14 protein-coding genes are annotated in these 17,504 nt (G+C 70.5%); 3 read left to right on the top strand and 11 right to left on the bottom strand.

Translation table 11 applies throughout. The features are described from left to right. Positions 1–2: 2 nt before the first annotated feature. Positions 3–536 (bottom strand): DUF402 domain-containing protein, encoded by a 534-nt coding sequence (locus tag G3I71_RS25905; RefSeq protein ID WP_164317801.1) that lies wholly within the window; start codon positions 534–536, stop codon positions 3–5. Further along, entirely contained in the window at positions 517–1,446 is a 930-nt protein-coding gene (locus tag G3I71_RS25910; RefSeq protein WP_164317803.1) for a GNAT family N-acetyltransferase, read from the bottom strand. Before G3I71_RS25910 ends, G3I71_RS25905 begins: the two co-directional genes overlap by 20 nt. A 71-nt stretch (positions 1,447–1,517) precedes the next feature. Here G3I71_RS25910 and G3I71_RS25915 point away from each other — a divergent pair, with 71 nt between their 5' ends. Beyond that, positions 1,518–1,886 (top strand): GntR family transcriptional regulator, encoded by a 369-nt coding sequence (locus G3I71_RS25915; RefSeq protein ID WP_343243079.1) that lies wholly within the window; start codon positions 1,518–1,520, stop codon positions 1,884–1,886. A gap of 157 nt (positions 1,887–2,043) precedes the next feature. On the opposite strand, the gene G3I71_RS25920 is transcribed toward G3I71_RS25915, so the two are convergent. After that, complete coding sequence (locus tag G3I71_RS25920) at positions 2,044–3,138, bottom strand: DUF5925 domain-containing protein (RefSeq protein WP_164317807.1); 1,095 nt, start codon at positions 3,136–3,138, stop codon at positions 2,044–2,046. Between the two features lie 175 nt (positions 3,139–3,313). On the opposite strand from G3I71_RS25920, the gene G3I71_RS25925 reads away from it, so the two are divergent. Then, a complete protein-coding gene (locus G3I71_RS25925; RefSeq protein ID WP_164317809.1) occupies positions 3,314–4,741 on the top strand; it encodes a xylan 1,4-beta-xylosidase in 1,428 nt (475 codons plus the stop codon). A gap of 55 nt (positions 4,742–4,796) precedes the next feature. Here the strand turns inward: G3I71_RS25925 and G3I71_RS25930 are convergent, their stop codons facing one another. The 7 genes from G3I71_RS25930 to G3I71_RS25960 form a co-directional block, all read right to left on the bottom strand. After that, a complete protein-coding gene (locus tag G3I71_RS25930; RefSeq protein WP_164317811.1) occupies positions 4,797–8,603 on the bottom strand; it encodes a lipopolysaccharide biosynthesis protein in 3,807 nt (1,268 codons plus the stop codon). Then, on the bottom strand, positions 8,596–9,405 hold the full coding sequence (locus G3I71_RS25935; RefSeq protein ID WP_164317813.1) for a polysaccharide deacetylase family protein: 810 nt from the start codon (positions 9,403–9,405) through the stop codon (positions 8,596–8,598). Before G3I71_RS25935 ends, G3I71_RS25930 begins: the two co-directional genes overlap by 8 nt. After that, positions 9,402–10,400: a glycosyltransferase family 2 protein gene (locus G3I71_RS25940; RefSeq protein WP_164317815.1), complete on the bottom strand. Its 999-nt coding sequence runs from the start codon at positions 10,398–10,400 to the stop codon at positions 9,402–9,404. Before G3I71_RS25940 ends, G3I71_RS25935 begins: the two co-directional genes overlap by 4 nt. Then, complete coding sequence (locus tag G3I71_RS25945) at positions 10,397–11,236, bottom strand: glycosyltransferase family 2 protein (protein ID WP_164317817.1); 840 nt, start codon at positions 11,234–11,236, stop codon at positions 10,397–10,399. Before G3I71_RS25945 ends, G3I71_RS25940 begins: the two co-directional genes overlap by 4 nt. A 396-nt stretch (positions 11,237–11,632) precedes the next feature. Then, positions 11,633–12,736, bottom strand: coding sequence for a GNAT family N-acetyltransferase (locus G3I71_RS25950; protein WP_164317955.1), 1,104 nt, complete (start codon positions 12,734–12,736; stop codon positions 11,633–11,635). 37 nt (positions 12,737–12,773) lie between these two features. Beyond that, entirely contained in the window at positions 12,774–13,211 is a 438-nt protein-coding gene (locus G3I71_RS25955) for a hypothetical protein (protein ID WP_164317818.1), read from the bottom strand. A gap of 218 nt (positions 13,212–13,429) precedes the next feature. Further along, positions 13,430–14,641 carry a S8 family peptidase gene (locus tag G3I71_RS25960; protein ID WP_164317827.1) on the bottom strand — a complete coding sequence of 404 codons (1,212 nt, stop codon included), beginning with the start codon at positions 14,639–14,641 and terminating at the stop codon, positions 13,430–13,432. 311 nt (positions 14,642–14,952) lie between these two features. On the opposite strand from G3I71_RS25960, the gene G3I71_RS25965 reads away from it, so the two are divergent. Then, positions 14,953–15,759 (top strand): SGNH/GDSL hydrolase family protein, encoded by an 807-nt coding sequence (locus G3I71_RS25965; RefSeq protein WP_164317829.1) that lies wholly within the window; start codon positions 14,953–14,955, stop codon positions 15,757–15,759. A gap of 74 nt (positions 15,760–15,833) precedes the next feature. On the opposite strand, the gene G3I71_RS25970 is transcribed toward G3I71_RS25965, so the two are convergent. Next, entirely contained in the window at positions 15,834–17,480 is a 1,647-nt protein-coding gene (locus tag G3I71_RS25970) for a serine/threonine-protein kinase (protein ID WP_343243080.1), read from the bottom strand. Between the last annotated feature and the right edge of the window lie 24 nt (positions 17,481–17,504).

The following is a 17,504-nucleotide window of genomic DNA, read 5'->3' on the forward strand; positions in this document are numbered from 1 at the left end:
ACCTACGCCAGGAGTGCCTCCAGGCCGCCCTCGACGGTTGCGAAGGTCTCCAGCTCGTCCAAGGCGGTCATTGCGGCGACTGCGGCTTCCGGATCCCGCTCCGCCAGCCCGCTCTCCTCGAACTCGTCCTCGTCCAGCCGTCGTACGTCCGTGCCGTCGGCGGAGCGCCACAGGTCCAGGTCGAGATCCTCCACGACCAGCTCGGTGCCGACGAGCGTGGCCGGGCGGGCGATGTCGCAGTACCAGCCCTTCAGCGTGCCCGTCGCGTCACGGACCTTCTTCACGGAGTACCAGCGGTCCCGCCAGTAGTACTCCGTGAACACGTCACCGGGCTCGAAGCGGACGAAGCCGAAGTCGCGCACTCCGTCACCGGCCCAGGGGGCGCGTACGGCGAGGCGGGTGCCGTTGTCGTGGAGCAGCTCGGCGGGGTAACCGATCTTCGTGCGGCCGGCCTTGACCAGGACGACGTTCACCGTGGGCGCGGATGGGGCTGGGACTGGGGATGGGGCTGTGGCCTCAGGCGAGTTCGCGGACATACCGCACCTCCGTCGCGCAGATCTCGTATCCGAACCAGTTGTTGATCGCGATCATCGGGCCGTTCCCGGCGTCGTTGCCCGTCAGGGCCTCCGTGCAGCCTGCGGCGCGGGCTCGGTGCAGGGAGTCGTTCTTGGCGAGCTTCGCGAGGCCGCGGCCACGGAAGTCGCGGGCCGTGCCGGTCATCGCGGTGCCGTAGCGGGTGCCGCCGTCGATACGGGCCGCACTGAAGGCGGCGGGGCGGCCGTCGACGACCGCGACCGAGGTCAGCTCGGGGCTGAACAGGGGGTGCTGCCAGGTCTCGCGGAGCCAGGCCTCGTAGTCCGTGAACTCGTAGTCGACATCGCTCGGTTCGTCCGACGACGCCTCCGCGTCCAGGTCGAACAGCGGGCGCGGGTCGACGGCGTAGTCGGAGGCCGGGCGGATTTCGACGCCGGGCGGGGGGTCCTGGAGCGGGGGCAGCTTGCCGTTGGCCAGGTCCAGACGCAGGAAGTGTGCGCTACGGCCGGAGCGGTAGCCGTGGAGTTCGGCGAAGGCGCGGTTGCCGGGGGCGTCCAGCACCCAGGCGAAGGACTTGGTCGCCCCCGAGGCGGCGAGGTGACGCTCGGCGGTGCGGACGAGGAGCGCGCCGGCGCCACGCCGGGTGTGCTCCGGGTGCACGTACACGTTGACGTATCCCTGGCCGGGCTCCGCGCTGTCGTGGACGACTCCGATCTGGGCGGTGCCGATGACCACGCCGTCCTCCTCGGCGACGAGCGCCTGGTAGTGGGCGTCGGGGTGGGCGATCTCGATGTTGTACGCGACGGACTCCGGCGTGAACAGGAGGTAGGGGAGTGTGATCCGCCGGATGTGGGCGAAGGCCTCGACGCCGGGCCGGTCCTCGGTGTGCAGGGCACGCACGGTCATAGTCATGAGCTCGGACGTTACGCGGGCGGATATGGCGGGTGCCTCTCATTTTCCGGCCGGTACGGGACAATCGCAGCGTGACCTTGAAGATCCGCATCCACGACAGCGCACCGCCCTACGAGCAGGTGCGCGCCCAGATCTCCGAGCAGGCCCGGGCCGGGACACTGCCGGTGGGGTACCGGCTGCCCACCGTGCGAGGGCTCGCCGAGTCGCTCGGTCTTGCCGCGAACACGGTCGCGAAGGCGTACCGGGCGCTGGAGTCGGACGGGGTGATCGAGACGCGGGGGCGCAACGGCACGTACATCGCTGCCGCGGGCTCGGCTGCCGAGCGAGGTGCTGCGCTGGCTGCGCAGGAGTATGCGGAGCGGGTTCGGCGGCTGGGGTTGGGGGAGGGGGCGGCGCTTGACGCCGTCAGGGATGCCCTGCGGGCGGCCTATCAGGGGTGAGAAGGGTGGTTCTTCGGCTGCGGGCGGGGCGGGGGCTTGTCGCGCAGTTCCCCGCGCCCCTGGAAGCCTGCGGTTGCCGGTGTGTCCAACGCGGCGCAATTCCCTGCGCTGCTCAAAAGCCTGCGGTTTGTCGCGCCCCTGTAAACGCCCTCAGCGACTACAAGTACAGGCCCGCGTCCGCTCCCTCTCTCTGGTCCGGGACCGTTGTCGGGCTTGTGCCTCTGCGTAGGGCGTACAGCTCGGCCAGGGTCGCGCCCTCGCGGCCCACCCCCTCCTCCGCGCCCAGCCACGTGGTTGCCTCCCGGCGCGTCAGGGGGCCCACCTCGATGCGGGCCAGGCAGCGGCCGGGGCGGACGACGGCCGGGTGGAGGCGTTCGAGGTCCTCGTTGGTGGTGACGCCCACCAGGACGTTGCGGCCCTGGCCGAGGAGGCCGTCCGTCAGGTTCAGCAGACGGGAGAGGGCCTGGCCCGCCGTGTGCTTCGCCTCGCCCCTGATCAGTTCGTCGCAGTCCTCCAGGAGGAGCAGACGCCAGCGGCCCTTCCCCGTGCCGTCCTCCTCGCCGATCGCGATGTCCATCAGATAGCCGACGTCGGAGAAGAGGCGCTCGGGGTCCAGCACGCAGTCCACCTGGCACCAGTCCCGCCAGGAGCGGGCCAGCGTGCGCAGCGCGGACGTCTTGCCGGTGCCCGGCGGGCCGTGGAGCAGCAGCAGACGGCCCGCGATGTCCTCCGGTGTCGTCTTCATCAGGCCGTCCATCGCGTCCGCGACCGGGGCGGTGTAGTTGGCGCGCACCTCGTCCCAGGTGCCCGCCGAGATCTGGCGGGTCGTGCGGTGCGGGCCCCGGCGCGGGGACACGTACCAGAAGCCCATCGTCACGTTCTCCGGCTGGGGTTCGGGCTCGTCCGCGGCGCCGTCCGTCGCCTGGTCGAGGACCTTCGCGGCCAGCTCGGGGGTGGTCGCCGTCACCGTCACGTCGGCACCCCGGTTCCAGCGGGACACCAGGAGGGTCCAGCCGTCGCCCTCCGCCAGGGTGGCGCTGCGGTCGTCGTCGCGGGCGCTGCGCAGGACGCGGGCGCCCGGCGGGAGGAGCGTCGCACCGGACCGTACGCGGTCGATGTTCGCCGCGTGGGAGTACGGCTGCTCACCCGTCGCGAAGCGGCCGAGGAACAGCGCGTCGACGACGTCGGACGGGGAGTCGCTGTCGTCGACGTTGAGCCGGATCGGCAGCGCGTCGTACGGGTTCGCAGACATGCCGCCATGATCCGGCACCCGGCCGCCGAGTGCACCCGGTTTCCGTAGTGCGCGCCGAGTGTCGCCCAATGCGGTGTCTTCGTCCCGCACGTCCGATACATCCATGTTCTGTTACCCGGCTGTGCGCTGCGGAGGTCTGCCCTCCGCCCGTACCCCGCCGTTACTGTTGCCCTTGATGGGACGTCATGGGTGGAATTCGGGGGCTCGGTGGTGGCAGCTCACCGCCCTGCTCGGGGTGGGGGCCGCCGCACTGGCCCTGGTCCTCACCCTGCTCAACACGCTGCCGTCGAATGGCGGCAGCACCGCCGGCACCTCCCGCGACGGCGACAAGGTGCACGGCACACCGTCCGTGTCCTCGCCCGGGTCGTCGGAGCCGGACGTCGGATGGGGCTTCACCCACACCCAGTTCAGCGCCGACGAGGGCAACGCGTCGGCCGTCGGCCGGGTCGAGGGGCTGCTGTCGAAGGATGCCGGGCTGCCGCAGAACCAGCACATCATGGGCTGGGGCGCCGGCAACCCCGAGCCGGTCAAGGGGCGTTACGACTTCACTGAGATGGACCGCCGCATCGACTTCATGCGCGCCTCCGGCGCCACCCCGGTGGTCACCCTGTGCTGCGCCCCGGACTGGATGAAGGGCGGCAGGTCCGGCTCCGACAAGACCGACTGGAGCCAGTCCGCCCTGGAGACCGCCCCGGAGCGCGCGCACTACAAGGACTTCGCCGCGCTCGCCGCGACCGTCGCCAAGCGCTATCCCGACGTACGCCACTTCATCGTGTGGAACGAGTTCAAGGGCTTCTGGAACAACACCGAGGCGCGCTGGGACTACGAGGGGTACACCGAGCTGTACAACCTGGTCCACAAGGCGCTGAAGGAGGTCGACAAGGACATCATGGTGGGCGGGCCGTATCTCGTCATGGACAGCCTCGACCCACGTCAGAAGCCGGACGCCTCCACGACCGTCAAGGGGCCCTGGGGCGCCATGGACCAGCGGATCCTTGACGCCTTCGACTACTGGAACGCTCACAAGGCGGGCGCCGACTTCGTCGTCGTGGACGGCTCCAGCTACACCAAGGACGACGAGCTGCTGCCCGACGAGTTCGCGGCGACCGACAAGTTCACCGCCGTCGGGAAGTGGGTGCGAGCACGGACGCGAGGGCTGCCGCTGTGGTGGGCCGAGTACTACGTCGAGCCCGCCGACGGCAACGACGACCGCGCGGGCTGGTCCGAGACCCGCCGCGAGGCCGTCCAGGCCGCCGGCCTGATCGCGATGGCCAAGGGCGGTGCCTCCTCCGGCTTCTACTGGAACCCCGAGGAGGAGAAGGGCGCCGGTTGCGCCGGCTGTCTGTGGACTCCCACCTCAAGCGGCAGCGGGGGAGCGGCACTTCCCATGTACGACCTTGTCTCCCGCTTCGGCGCCGCGTTCCCGCCGGGCACGGACTACCGGACCGTCCCGGTGGCCCCGGACGACCGGCCCAACGTGCGTGTGCTCGCCGACGACAAGGCCGTCCTCGTCGTCAACACCCTGGACCGGCCGATCGACGCGCAGGTCGACGGGAAGCGGTTCGCGATGGGCGCGTACGAGGTGAAGTGGCTCAGCCGCTGAGCCGGTCACCGGCCCAGCCACCCCACCCCGCCTCAGGCATCACGCCCCACCGCCGTCACCTCATCGTCAGGAACCGCTGCACCAGCGAGGCCAGCAGCACCGCCAGCAGCGGCAGTGAGAACCAGAAGCTGCTCTGCAGCCACCGGAGTTGCCGGACTCCCGGGCGCACCGCGACCCGTACGGCCTCCCGGGCCGTGAGCAGCAGGATCAGGGCGACGGCCGCCAGGCCGCCCACCACCGACCACGGTATCCACGTCACCTGGGGACCGATCGGGCCGGGATCGGCCTTCGGGACCCCGCCCTCCGGTTGCTGCCGCAGCGCGTACATCGTGACGTCGGAGTTGACGAACACCTTCCTCAACTCGTCCCGGCCGTCCAGGTTCTGGAGCAGCCGGTGCTCCCAGGCGGCCGAGTAGCCCACGTCCAGCCGGAGGTACACGACCTGGCTGCGGTTGACCATCAGGTACGAGTTGGGGCCCGCGTCCTTGAGCGCCTTCACCAGCCCCGACACCAGTACCGGGTCGGCCGGTGCGAGCGTCGGCTCGTACCGCACCTTCTCCATGTCCCGGGCGCCCCACGGCAGGGCCGGCGTCACGTTGTCGACGAGGTCGTTGCTCAGCCACAGCAGCCGTACGGTCGGATCGTCGTGGGCGTACACGTAGTTCATCGCGGCGACCTCGCCGGGGCGGGTCCGTTCGAAGGGCTCGTTGCCCCAACGGGCCACCAGGAAGCCGCCCATGAGGACCAGGCCCGCCATCAGGGCGGCCAGTGGGGCGATGCTGATCCGGTCCCGCTCCTGTTCCTTCGGGGTCACCCCGGTGCGCGGGAAGAGCGCGAGCGCGGCGAGCAGGGCCGCGCCGGGCAGGGCGAACATGAAGACGCGCAGGGCCATCTCGCCGCCGTACGACTGCATACCGAAGCCCAGGAACGGGACGAAGGTGAGGACAAGCAGGGAGCGTTCGCGGTACTTGTGGTCGCGGCGGCGCCACCAGCCGTAGCAGGCGAGGGTCATGACCCCGCCGGCCAGCAGGACGCGCGTGTAGAGGACGAGCTTGTGGCTCGAACTGCCGCCCTCGATACGGCCGGAGACGCTCGACGACACATTGCCGCCCACTCCGCCCAGCCCGCCGAAGAGTTCGTCGAAGTGCCCCGACCAGTACGGCTCGGCCATGAAACCGACCCAGGCCGCGACGATGACGCCGAACAGGATGGGCAGGCCCCGCAGTTCGGACCTGCCGATCAGGACCAGGACCGCCAGCACGCCCAGCATCACGAACGGCGTCAGCTGGTGGGCCGGGACCGTCGCCGCGAACAGGGCGATCAACACGGCCAGCAGCACGGCCTGTTGGCGGCGATTCGTCGGCTCGACCTCCGCCTCGCCCGGCCGTACCTTCGCCCACAGCACCCGCGGCGCCCGGAACCACACCAGCAGGATCGCCACGAAGACCAGATAGAGAAGGTAGGTGAAGCCCTGCGGGGAGAAGTAGTCCTGGCCCACCCAGCCGCTCAGGACGAAGATCCACACGCCGGTCCACTTGGCGCGCCAGCTCGCCCGCAGTGAGCGCGTCAGCAGGAACAGCGGTCCCAGGTAGAGCAGTTGCATGGTCAGCGGCCACCAGCGGATGACCTCGGTGAGATCACTGACCCCGCAGGCCTTCGCCACGAACGCGGCCCCCGCGAAGAAGCCCGGCCAGCTCCAGCGCGCGTCCAGGTCCGGTACGGCGGTCCCGGTCCGGTCGACGTAGTCGATGAACCCGAGGTGCTGCCAGGCCGTCGCGAACCGCGGTTCGGCCTCGATCACCGCGGGCAGCGCGTGCAGCGACACGACGGTCGCGAGCAGCGTGAGCGCCAGCAGCGTGCGGTGTTCGCGGTTGCCCCACAGCAGTGACGAGAACACCACGACCAGCAGCGCGGCCCCGATCAGCGTCGGCAGCGGCAGTACGGAGACCAGCCCGAGCCCACCCATCCGGTCCAGGTCGGCCTCGCCGAGGCGGGACGCGGGCACCCAGTAGAGCAGGAGCGCGGCGATCAGCAGCCCGCCGAGGACCAGTCCGCCCCGGGTGGGCAGCAGACGTGCGCGCAGGGAGAGCGGAGGCGGTGTCGGCGCGGCGGACGGGGTGTGCGGGGTACGCAACTCCCTTACGAGGGAGGCCTGTACGGCGTGTACGAGTTCGGCGTCCGCGCCCGCCGGGACGGCGGCCTTCCGCGGGGCGCCCTCCAGCGGCAGTCCCATGGCCTCAGGCCCCACCTGTTTCAGGGCCCAGGTCGGCCGGCGGTCCGCACGCGGCGCCGGTGTCCCCGTGGGCGGAGTCCCCGGCCCGGGGCGGACGTCCGGGCGGCGTTCCAGGTGGTCGAAGTCGAGGTGGACACCGAGCGCGAGCGTGTCCGGGTCCAGCGCCCAACCCTGTCCGCGCCTGCGGGAGTCGGCCGCCAGGACATCGCGCGTCCCCAGGTCGGCGAGGTCCCCGTCCGGTGCCGGGCCCTCGGGGACGGCGTCGGCCGGCGCCGCCATGACCGTCCGGTACAGCCTGGGCGCGGCGAGCGTGACGATCACCGCGAGGGACGAGATCTCCGCGACGCCCGCGCCGGTCAGCCCCATCCGGGGGAGCAGCAGCAGCGTCAGACCGAGCACCAGGACGCACAACAGGCCCTGCATCCAGGCAAGTGGGCCGGTACGGCTCTGGGCGCGCAGCACCGCGAAGTACGTCTCCATGACGACCCGCAGCACCGCGCCGACCGCGAACCAGCGCAGCAGCGGGGTCGCCGCGTCCGCGTAGCCCGAGCCGAAGACGCTCAGGATCCAGGGTGCGCCGAAGAACAGCACAGCGGCGACCGGCAGCATGATCCGCGCCATGCGTCTGAGGGCGGCCCGGGTGTTGGTGGCCAGCCGGGCCGGATCGTGCGAGCCCTCGACGGTCAGCGAGGCGCCCATGTTGATGGCGAGCAGGTTGACCGTGCCGCCGATGGTGGTGGTGATGTAGAAGTACGCGTTGTCGGTGGAACTGACCTGCGAGGCGACGATCACCGGCACCAGGTAGACCACCGCGAGGGAGAACAGCGACCCGGTGTAGTCGCCGGCCAGGAACCGGCCGATCTCCCTCGGCGTCGGCGGTTTCGTGTGCTCCTCGGTCGCCTTGACGTGCCGGGGCACCAGCCGGCGGAACACCAGCCAGCCCAGCGGCAGTACCGACATGGCGATCGCCGCGACCCACGACACGAAGACACCGCTCGTCGGGATCGCCGCCGCGAAGGCGACCAGCAGCCCCAGCTTGACCGCCGAGAACGCCGTGTTGCCGACCGGCACCCACAGCGCGCTGCGCAGCCCGGTCAGCACCCCGTCCTGGAGGGTGAGCAGGTTCCACAGGACGACGGCGCCGACGAACCCCAGGGCGGGCACCGGCCCGTGCAGGAACCGGTACGACGGCCCCCAGCTGTCCAGCGTGAGCAGGAAGACACCGCCGGCCAGCGCGACGATCACCGAACTGCCCGCGTACGTACGGAAGATGAGCCGTCCGGTGGCGCGGCCCGCGACCGGGATGAAGCGGGCCAGGGCGCCCGTCAGCGTCACCGCCGTGAGACCGGCGAGGAGCTTCATGGCGGCGATCGCGGCGGAGCTCTGGCCGACCGCCGACTCGGTGTAGTAGCGGGCGGCGGCCAGCCAGAAGCCGAGCCCGAGCACGGCGGAGATGCCGGTGTTGAGCATCAGCGCGTAGGCGTTGCGGAACAGCTGGCTGCCGCCCCCCTGGCCCCTGCCCAGGCCGGGCAGCCGCAGCCGCAGCCGCCGCCCAGGACGCTGCTCGGGTGTCTGGGCCTCGGGAGTGTCGACGGCCTCGGTCGCGGGTGTGGTCGTCGTGTCAGACACGGGAACGGATGGCCTTCCGGCGGACCTGACGTGCTCTGCGGGCCAGGGCGTACCCCTTGGTGAGGGCGCGGTCCCCGGCGAAGTTCCGGGCGATCGCACGGCCTTCGATCAGCCGCTCGAACTCCTGGATACTGGTGCTGTGGCGCACGGTGACGCGTTTCAGGGCGTACGGACCCTGCGCCCGGCGTGCCAGACCGTTGCCGACGGCGAGCGCCTGCGCGAACCCCGCCTCGCGGACAGCGGTGCGCACCCGGCGGCTGGAGTAGCCGTAGGGATAGGCGAACGACACGGGCACGGTGCCCAGTTCGTCCGCGACGATCTCCTTGCACCGCGTCAGCTCGAAGCGCAGCGCCTCGTCGTCGAGCTGGTCCAGCTCCGGATGTGTGTGGCTGTGGCCGCCGATCTCGACGCCCGCGCCCGCGAGTTCGCGCACCTGGTCCCAGTCGAGCATCCGGTCGAGCGCGCCACCGGTGCGGTACGCGCCTCGGAGCCAGCCCGTCGAGACGAACAGTGAGGCGGAGAAGCCGTGTTCGGCCAGCACCGGCAGCGCGTGCCGGTGCACCCCCTCGTATCCGTCGTCGAAGGTGATCAGGACCGGCTGCGGGGGCAGCCCTCGCTCCATCGAGAACGGGCGGCGCCAGGAGGCGGCCAGTTGGGCCGTGGTGACCGGATGGAAGTCCCAGTCCGCGAGAAGCGCCATCTGCTCGGCGAACGCCTCGGGCGTCACGGAGAGGGTACGAGTGCGGGGATTGGGCGTCCGGGTGACCGAGTGGTACATCAGGACAGGCACGGGCGCACTCATGCTGTACCCCCTTCGACGCTCCGCTCGATCTCCACCACCGTGAACGTGGCCCCGCCCCGGCGCGCCCGGAGGCTCCCCAGGGCGTACCCGCCCGCCGCCGTCAGCACCCCGGCGACGATCGCGCCCGCCCGGCCCGCACCGCCCGGCCTGGCCAGCAGGGCATCGCGCAGACCGCGCGCGACCCCGGCGGGCAGCACCCGGGTGGTGTACCGGCGTTCCGACTCAAGTCCCTTGTCCGCGCCCACACTTCGGGCGACCAGAGCCTTCGACAGACCCTCGGCGTAGGTGCGGGTGCGGAAGTAGCCGAAGTGTTCGCGGACCTCGGGCACCCGGTGGTGGATCACCGCACGGTCGTCGATCAGCAGCACCGCGTCGGGTCTGGCCCGGGCGAGCCGGATGCACAGCTCCGTCTCCTCGCAGCCCAACGGCCGCTTGTCACCGTCCCGTCCGATACCGGTGGCGAAACCGCCGGCCGCGTCGAAGGCCGTACGCCGGAAGGAGGCGTTCCCGCCGAGCACGTTGCGGACCCTGACGCGTCCCCCGGGCAGCCCCTTGTACGTGCAGCCCACCACCCAGTCGAACTCCTCGGGGAACCAGGCCGGCCGGCGGCCCGACGCCCAGATCGGCATCGTCCGGCCGCCGACGGCCATCACCCGGGGGTCCGCGTACCCCTCGGCGAAGTGGCGCAGCCAGTCGCGTTCGGCCACGGCGTCGTCGTCGAGGAAGGCGATGATCCCGCCGTGCGAGGCGGCGATCCCGGTGTTGCGGCCGGCCGACAGGCCGCGCGGGCCCGCGTTGGCGAGCACCCGTACCTCGTCGGTCTCCTTGTACTCCTTGGCCAGCCGCTCCAGGAGTGCCTGGTTGTGGTCGACGACCAGGAGTGTCTCCAGGGCCGGCCGCGACTGCGCCCGCACCGAGGCGACCGCCGCGAGGATGTCCTCCCAGCGGTCCTCGGTGTAGACGCAGACGACCACCGAGACGTCCGGCTCGTTCAAGACACCTCTCCCCGGCTCGTGCTGAGGATGCGGGAGTGCGAACGGCTGCGCAGGTCACGCCGGTTGGAGCGCTCTCTCAGGATCACCCGCAGAACGCGCAGCCCGTCGCGCACGGCCCGCAGATTGCTCGCGCCGTGGATACGGAGGTACTCGTGGCTCGGGATCTCCTGCACCTTGAGCCCCGCCTTGACCACCCGGATGTTGATCAGGGTCTCGATCTCGAAGCCGGTGCAGTCGAGGTCGATCTTGTCGAGGCAGTGCCGCCAGAACGCGTTGTAGCCGTAGCAGAGATCGGTGTAGCGGGCGCCGAACTTCTTGTTGACGATCGTGCACAGCGCCCAGTTGCCGAGCTTGCGGATCGGCGTCATGTCGTCGGTGCCGCCGCCGTTGGCGAAGCGCGAGCCCTTGGCGAAGTCGGCGCCCGAGACGAGCGCGGAGACGTACGACACGATCTCGTGGCCGTCCGCCGACCCGTCGGCGTCGACCATCACGATGATGTCGCCGGTGCAGGCCTCGAACCCGGTGATCAGGGCATCCCCCTTGCCCTTGCCCTGCTGCTCGACGACCTTGACGTCGGGCCACAGCCCGCGGGCGACCTCGACGGTGTCGTCGGTGGAGTTGCCGTCGACCAGGACCACTTCGTGGATCCAGTCGGGCAGTGTCTTGAAGACGTACGGCAGGTTCTCCGCCTCGTTCATGGCGGGTATCACCACGCTCACCGGTGGCGTGATCGCCAGGTGGGAGGAGATCGGCCGGTACACGTCGGCCGTGATCGGTTGCTGGTCGGCGATCGCGGGCTGCTGGCCCGGTATCGCCGGTCGCAGAACGGAACTCATGAGTCTGGACCCTCTCGTCCGGTAGACCGCCCGCCCCCGGGCAGCCCGGTTTTTTGTCCGGTTCGAAAGGGGGGTTCTCACTTACGGCATGCCGAATTGACTCTCCGTATCGGTCTCTGGCCGTTCTCGTTCATGCCGGGTGAGCTGGCAAAGCTGGCCGAACACCGTGACCCGGTGGTCGGTTTCGCGGCACGGCCCGGCGGGATGTACGTCCACCGAGCACGGCACCCCCCTACCGCGCCCCGCTCCGACGGTCGTCGTGGACCCTGAGCCCTCCCCTGAGTCACAGGACGACGTACCGATGCGGGTGAGATGTATGACGGTATTGACGATTACGCCCTTATGGCAATACCTGAAACGAGGTCTCACGTTTTTGTTGGTTTGACCGTTACGCAACTACTTTGATCGATTTCTGGAACGGAGTTGCCCCATCCGCTTCAGTGCCCTGTCCGCCGGCTCGAAGAGCTCCGGCCGTGACAGCACCACATTGCGCAGCGCCCGCACCGGGGCGCGCCGCGCCCGGTGTCCGGCCGCCACCGGGTGACGACGTGTCACCCACCCCTCGGACACCAGGAGTTCACGTGTCTTCAGGGAGTCCTTGTACTCCTTCTGGCCTCGGCCCAGATCCAGGTACGCGATACCGTCGGCGGCCGCCGCCTCGGCCATCCGCAGATGCAGGATCAGCCCGGGAGAGTACTTCGAGTACGCCGGATCGTACGCCGGGAACCAGCAGGCCAGTACGCGTTCGGTGCGCAGTCCGAAGTGGGCGGCGATCGGCTTTCCGTCGGCGTAGAGCACCGACAGGATGCCCGCGAACGGGTCGGAACGGGTGTGGAAGAGCTGCTGTACGAGCCGGGTGATCCAGGGGTGCGCGAACCGGTCGCTGCGGCCGGTCCTGCGGTACTGGGCGGACTTCCAGGCCATCAGCCTGGTCAGCGCCTCGGGATCGCGCTCGTCGTGCACGTAGCGGACCTCGCCGACGTCCCGGCCGAGTCTGCGCTCCTTGGCGAGCGTCGTACGCGTGAACTTCGGTGACCGCGCCCGGAGCCCGGCCAGGTAGGTCTCGTACCCCTGGTCGACGTCCATCACCGGGGACGGGAAGGTGCCGGAGGCCCCTGCCTCGAACGGCGCCTGGCCCCCCACCAGATGGTCGAACTCCCACACCGAGAGCCCGCAGGCTCGCAGCAACTCCCTTGCGTCCCAGTCGAATCCGGGGCGGTGCACCAGCCCCTGGCAGTCGGAGACACCGAGCCCGATCGCCCGGCCGACGCCGGCGGCGGATCTCTGGAACGGGAAGAACGCGGCCGGTTCCCCGCCCTCGTGGAGCACCGCGATGCGTACGCCGCGTCTGCAGCGGCCGATCGCGAGCGTGAACTCCGGGGACAGGAAGGGGTTCGCCAGTTCGGGCGAGCCGTGCAGATGGGCCTTGGCCTGCAACGCCGTCCAGGCGGCCCGGTCGGCGGCGGTCAGTTCGCCGGGCCGGTGCACGGTGAGGGTCACGTCGGGAGTCAGATTACGAGCCATGTCACGAGCCACGTCAGGGGGTCCGTCTTCTCGCCGTACGGCCGCGCTGTCGCCGTACCAGAACCAGCAGGAGGATCAGCGCGCTGATCACGGTCACGGCCACGACTCCACCGCGGACAGACCACCGGTGCGTCGCCAGCATGCCCTGGGCGACCAGGAGATCGAGTGCGACCGCCGCCGCCACGGATGTGACGATCCGGCCGAGCGGCTCCAGTCCGCGCAGCGCGGCCCCCACGGCGGCCGCCGGCGCGGCGAGGAGGAAGAACAGCGTGAGGGGGCCGCGCAGCGGGGAGGCGGTGTCGGTCAGCGCGAGGGCCGCACCGATGGCCGCGACGGCCACGGCCACGCCCGTGAGCAGCGGTAACAGGTCCTTCCCCGGCCCCTGTTCCGACGGCTCACCGTCGTCCGGTCGACTCCCGGATGAAGGTGGCTTGATACGTATGGTCTGCATTGGCGACTTTGCCCCCCGACGCGCCGGATGCCGGGCTTCAATGTCGCGCAGCGGGCCGGACGAGTCAAGATGCGCAGCCCTTGCGACATCTATCCCGAATGCATACACGACGTTCCCCGGAGGGAACGAAGGGGTGGACGGACGGGTTCCCCGGAGGCGCCGGCTGCCTCCGGGGAACTGTCGTTCGGGTTGGGCGGGTTACCGCTGTGGGACGGGTGTTACGAGACGAGCTTCAGCAGGCGGTTCGGGGAGCCGGTGCCCGGGCTGGTGACCACCCCGGTGGTGGCGCCGCCCGTGAGGGCGGTGGCGACCTGGGCCGGCGTGGCCGAGGTGTGGCCCGCGAGGTAGACGGCCGCCGCACCCGCGACGTGCGGGGTGGCCATCGACGTACCGGAGATCGTGTTCGTCGCGGTGTCGCTGGTGTTCCAGCCCGCCGTGATCGAGGAACCCGGGGCGAAGATGTCCAGGACCGAGCCGTAGTTGGAGTAGCTGGCGCGAGCGTCCGTGCTGGTGGTGGCGCCGACCGTGATGGCCGTCGCGACCCGCGCGGGGGAGTAGGAGGAGGCGTTGGCGCTGCTGTTGCCGGCCGCGACCGCGTAGGTCACGCCGCTGGCTATGGAGTTGGCGACGGCCGTGTCCAGTGAGGTCGAGGCACTGCCGCCGAGCGACATGTTGGCGACCGAGGGGCTGGTGTGGTTCGCGGTCACCCAGTCGATGCCCGCGATGACGCCGGCCGTGGTGCCCGAGCCGGCGTTGTCGAGCACGCGCACCGCCACGATCTTCGCCGCCTTGGCGACACCGTAGGTCGAGCCCGCGATGGTGGTGGCGACGTGCGTGCCGTGGCCGTTGCCGTCCTGTGCGACGGAGTCGCCGTCAACGGCGTCGTAGCCGTTGGTGGCCCGGCCACTGATCTGGGAGTGCGTGATGCGTACGCCCGTGTCGATGACGTACGCGGTCACCCCGGCGCCGGCCGTGTCCGGGTAGGTGTAGGTGCCGGACAGCGGCAGGGCGGCCTGGTCGATGCGGTCGAGGCCCCAGGGGGCGCTGGACTGCGTGGCGTCGACGTGCACCGTCTGGTTCTGCTCGACGGTGGCCACCGCGGGGTCGGCGGCGAGTCTGCGGGCCTCGGCCGCGGAGAGGGTCGCCGTGTAGCCGTTCAGCGCGGTGCTGAACGTCTTCTTCACCGTGCCGCCGTACCCCTTGATCAGACTCTTGCCCGCGCTCGACGCGGACTTGAGGCCCGCCGCCTTCTTGAGCGTGACGATGTAGCTGTCCTTGACGGCTGTGGGGGAGCCGGCGGCCAGCACCTTGCCCTCGGCGGGTGCCGGGGCTGCCTGGGCGGGGAGCGCGGTGAATCCGCCGACGAGAGCGGCGGCTGCCACGACGGTGGTCGCGGCGGTCCTGATCTTCTTGCTGCGCAGTTGTGCCATAACGAGGGAGTCCTCCTCTGAGGCAGCACACGCCTGGGTGGGGGCGTGTCTGTGGGGGGATGCCCGCTGGCGCGGACACAACCCGGAGCGTCGCGTTCCGCCCGGGCTGAGGTAAAGACTCGGTCATGAACGGGAGTTGCTCAAGGGGTTGGACGGCTTGTCACGCCCATGTCACGAATACGCAATCAAACGTAACGTGAATGCGGATGATCCGCTCCGATAGGAGCGGAAAAGTCTTGGCATGGACACTTCCGTTCAACAGGTGTGGTTGGTACGAACGTTGTGGCAGAGATCCTGCTAAGGGAGGTTCCATGAGACGTTTCCGAATTACGGCATACGTGACCTCGCTCCTCCTCGCCACCGTCGCCGCCCTCACCGGGGCAACCTCGGCGCAGGCGTCCCAACTCGCCGCCCCCACCGGCTATGTGGCCCTCGGCGACTCCTACTCCTCGGGAGTCGGCTCGGGCAGCTACATCAGCTCCAGCGGCGACTGCAAGCGCAGCACGAAGGCGTACCCGTACCTCTGGGCCGCCGCCCATTCACCCTCGAGCTTCAACTTCACGGCCTGCTCGGGCGCCCGAACGGGTGATGTTCTGGCGAACCAGCTGACCCCGCTCGGCTCCTCCACGGGCCTCGTCTCGATCAGTGTCGGCGGCAACGACGCGGGCTTCGCCGACGTCATGTCGACCTGTGTGCTCCAGTCCGACAGCTCCTGCCTCGCCCGCATCAACACCGCGCGGGCGTACGTCGACTCGACCCTCCCCGGTCTGCTCGACACCGTGTACGACGCCATCAGCTCCCGGGCGTCCGCCGCCCACGTGGTCGTCCTGGGCTACCCGCGCTTCTACAAGCTCGGCCAGGCCTGCCTCGGACTCTCCGAGACCAAGCGGTCCGCGATCAACGGCGCGTCCGACTACCTGAACAGCGCGCTCGCCAAGAGGGCCGCCGACCACGGCTTCACCTTCGGTGACGTCAAGCCGGCCTTCACCGGTCACGAACTCTGCTCGGGCAGCTCGTGGCTGCACAGCCTCAACCTGCTCAACATCGGCGAGTCCTACCACCCGACGGCCGCCGGCCAGTCGGGCGGCTATCTGCCGGCGTTCACCAGCGCCGCCTGACCACCCGACCTCCGACCAACTGACCCTCCGACCCCCCGGCCAACCGACTGCCCGACCGTTCGACCGGCGTCCGTTCAGGGCGTACCGGACGGAGTGACAGCGGGAGAGGAGACCCCGTCCGTCGGGGTCTCCGTCTCGCAAGTCACCGAGAACGGCACGGAGTTGGACTTCACGCTCACCGGGTCGCGGACCTCCACGCCGATCGCGTTCTCGATCGTCCCGCTCTCGTCGTACGTCGTCACGAAGACCTTGTTCTCCTTGGTCTTCCCGCCGCCCGCCGGGAACGAAAGCGTCCGCCAGCCCTGCTCCGGCGCATCGCCCGTCTCCGTCACCCAGCGGTAGGAGATCTTCGCGGGTACGTTGCCCACCGTGAACGTCGCCGTGAAGCCGGGCGCCTGGGCGTCGGGCGGCGGACAGGCCCCCGAGTAGTCGGTGCCCGAGCCGACCACCTGGACCTCCACGGTCTGCGCCGGCTGCGAGGTCCTGCTGTCACTGCTGCTCGGAGTGGGGCTCGTCTCCTCGTCGCCGGAGTCGCTGGGGCTGCTCTTCGGCGAACTCGCCGCACCCGTACCGGCATTGCTCTGCTGTGTGCTGCTGCCGGCACCGGCATCGGTGCCGTCCCCGCCGTTGTCGTGGTCCAGTAGCGCGTATGTCAGCCCGGCGATCGCCAGTGCGATGGCGACGAGGCCCGCGACCAGGACGACGGCCGCCCGGCGGTTGCGATCCGGTTCGCCCGGGCGAGTGGTCGGACGGGTGTCCGGGGGAGGCGGCACGGGCCTGGTCGCCGCCGTGGGAACGGCCATCGGCTGCGGGGGCGTCGCCGGGTGCTGCGGGAAGGCCGCCGCGATCGGCGGCGTGTACGGGGTCGTCCGGACGGTGTCCGCGCGCAGGGTGCCTCCCGCCCCGATGATCCGCAGCTCGTGCTCGGCCCGCTCGGCGGGGAGACGTTCGGCCGGATCCTTGCGCAGCAGCCCTTCGATGACGGGCGTCAGCGGCCCCGCCCGGAGCGGCGGCGGCAACTCCTCGTCCACGATGGCGCGCAGGGTGCTGAGCGGGGTGTTCTGCCGGAAGGGCGAGTTGCCCTCGACCGCCGCGTACAGCAGCACGCCCAGCGACCACAGGTCGGACTCGGGACCAGGGGTACGCCCCAACGCCCGTTCGGGCGCCAGGAATTCGGGGGAGCCGATGAGCTCGCCGGTCATGGTGAGGGCCGAACTGCCCTCGACCGTCGCGATCCCGAAGTCGGTGAGCACCACCCGGCCGTCGTTGGACAGCAGTACGTTGGCCGGTTTCACGTCCCGGTGCAGCACCCCGGCCTCGTGCGCGGCCCGCAGCGCGGCGAGCACCTCGGCGCCGATGTGCGCGGCCCGCTGCGGGGACATCGGTCCCTCGGCGTCCAGCTGATCGGCGAGCGATAGCCCGCGGACCACCTCCATGACGATCCAGGGCCGGCCCCCGTCGGTCGCCACGTCGTACACCGTCACGACGTTCCGGTTGGAGACGCGGGCCGCGGCCCAGGCCTCGCGCTCCAGTCGGGCGTACAGCCGTTCGACCTCGGAGGTGGCCAGTCCGGCGGGCGCGCGCACCTCCTTGACGGCGACCTCGCGGTGCAGCACCTCGTCGCGGGCCAGCCACACCGTGCCCATACCGCCCTCGCCGAGCGGTGAGAGCAGTCGGTAGCGTCCCGCGATCACACGTTCACTGCCCGGCTCTTCGGACACGGGCGTCCCCCCATCGCAGCCGCA

Origin of the sequence: Streptomyces sp. SID12501 (assembly GCF_010550245.1) — a bacterium.
GTDB lineage: Bacteria > Actinomycetota > Actinomycetes > Streptomycetales > Streptomycetaceae > Streptomyces.

Bases quoted from the DNA above. Each gene is read 5' to 3' on its own strand.
- G3I71_RS25960 (WP_164317827.1), bottom strand. From the start codon at position 14,641: ATGGCACAACTGCGCAGCAAGAAGATCAGGACCGCCGCGACCACCGTC.
- G3I71_RS25935 (WP_164317813.1), bottom strand. From the start codon at position 9,405: ATGAGTGCGCCCGTGCCTGTCCTGATGTACCACTCGGTCACCCGGACG.
- G3I71_RS25965 (WP_164317829.1), top strand. From the start codon at position 14,953: ATGAGACGTTTCCGAATTACGGCATACGTGACCTCGCTCCTCCTCGCC.
- G3I71_RS25925 (WP_164317809.1), top strand. From the start codon at position 3,314: ATGGGACGTCATGGGTGGAATTCGGGGGCTCGGTGGTGGCAGCTCACC.
- G3I71_RS25905 (WP_164317801.1), bottom strand. From the start codon at position 536: ATGTCCGCGAACTCGCCTGAGGCCACAGCCCCATCCCCAGTCCCAGCC.
- G3I71_RS25910 (WP_164317803.1), bottom strand. From the start codon at position 1,446: ATGACTATGACCGTGCGTGCCCTGCACACCGAGGACCGGCCCGGCGTC.
- G3I71_RS25920 (WP_164317807.1), bottom strand. From the start codon at position 3,138: ATGTCTGCGAACCCGTACGACGCGCTGCCGATCCGGCTCAACGTCGAC.
- G3I71_RS25955 (WP_164317818.1), bottom strand. From the start codon at position 13,211: ATGCAGACCATACGTATCAAGCCACCTTCATCCGGGAGTCGACCGGAC.
- G3I71_RS25945 (WP_164317817.1), bottom strand. From the start codon at position 11,236: ATGAGTTCCGTTCTGCGACCGGCGATACCGGGCCAGCAGCCCGCGATC.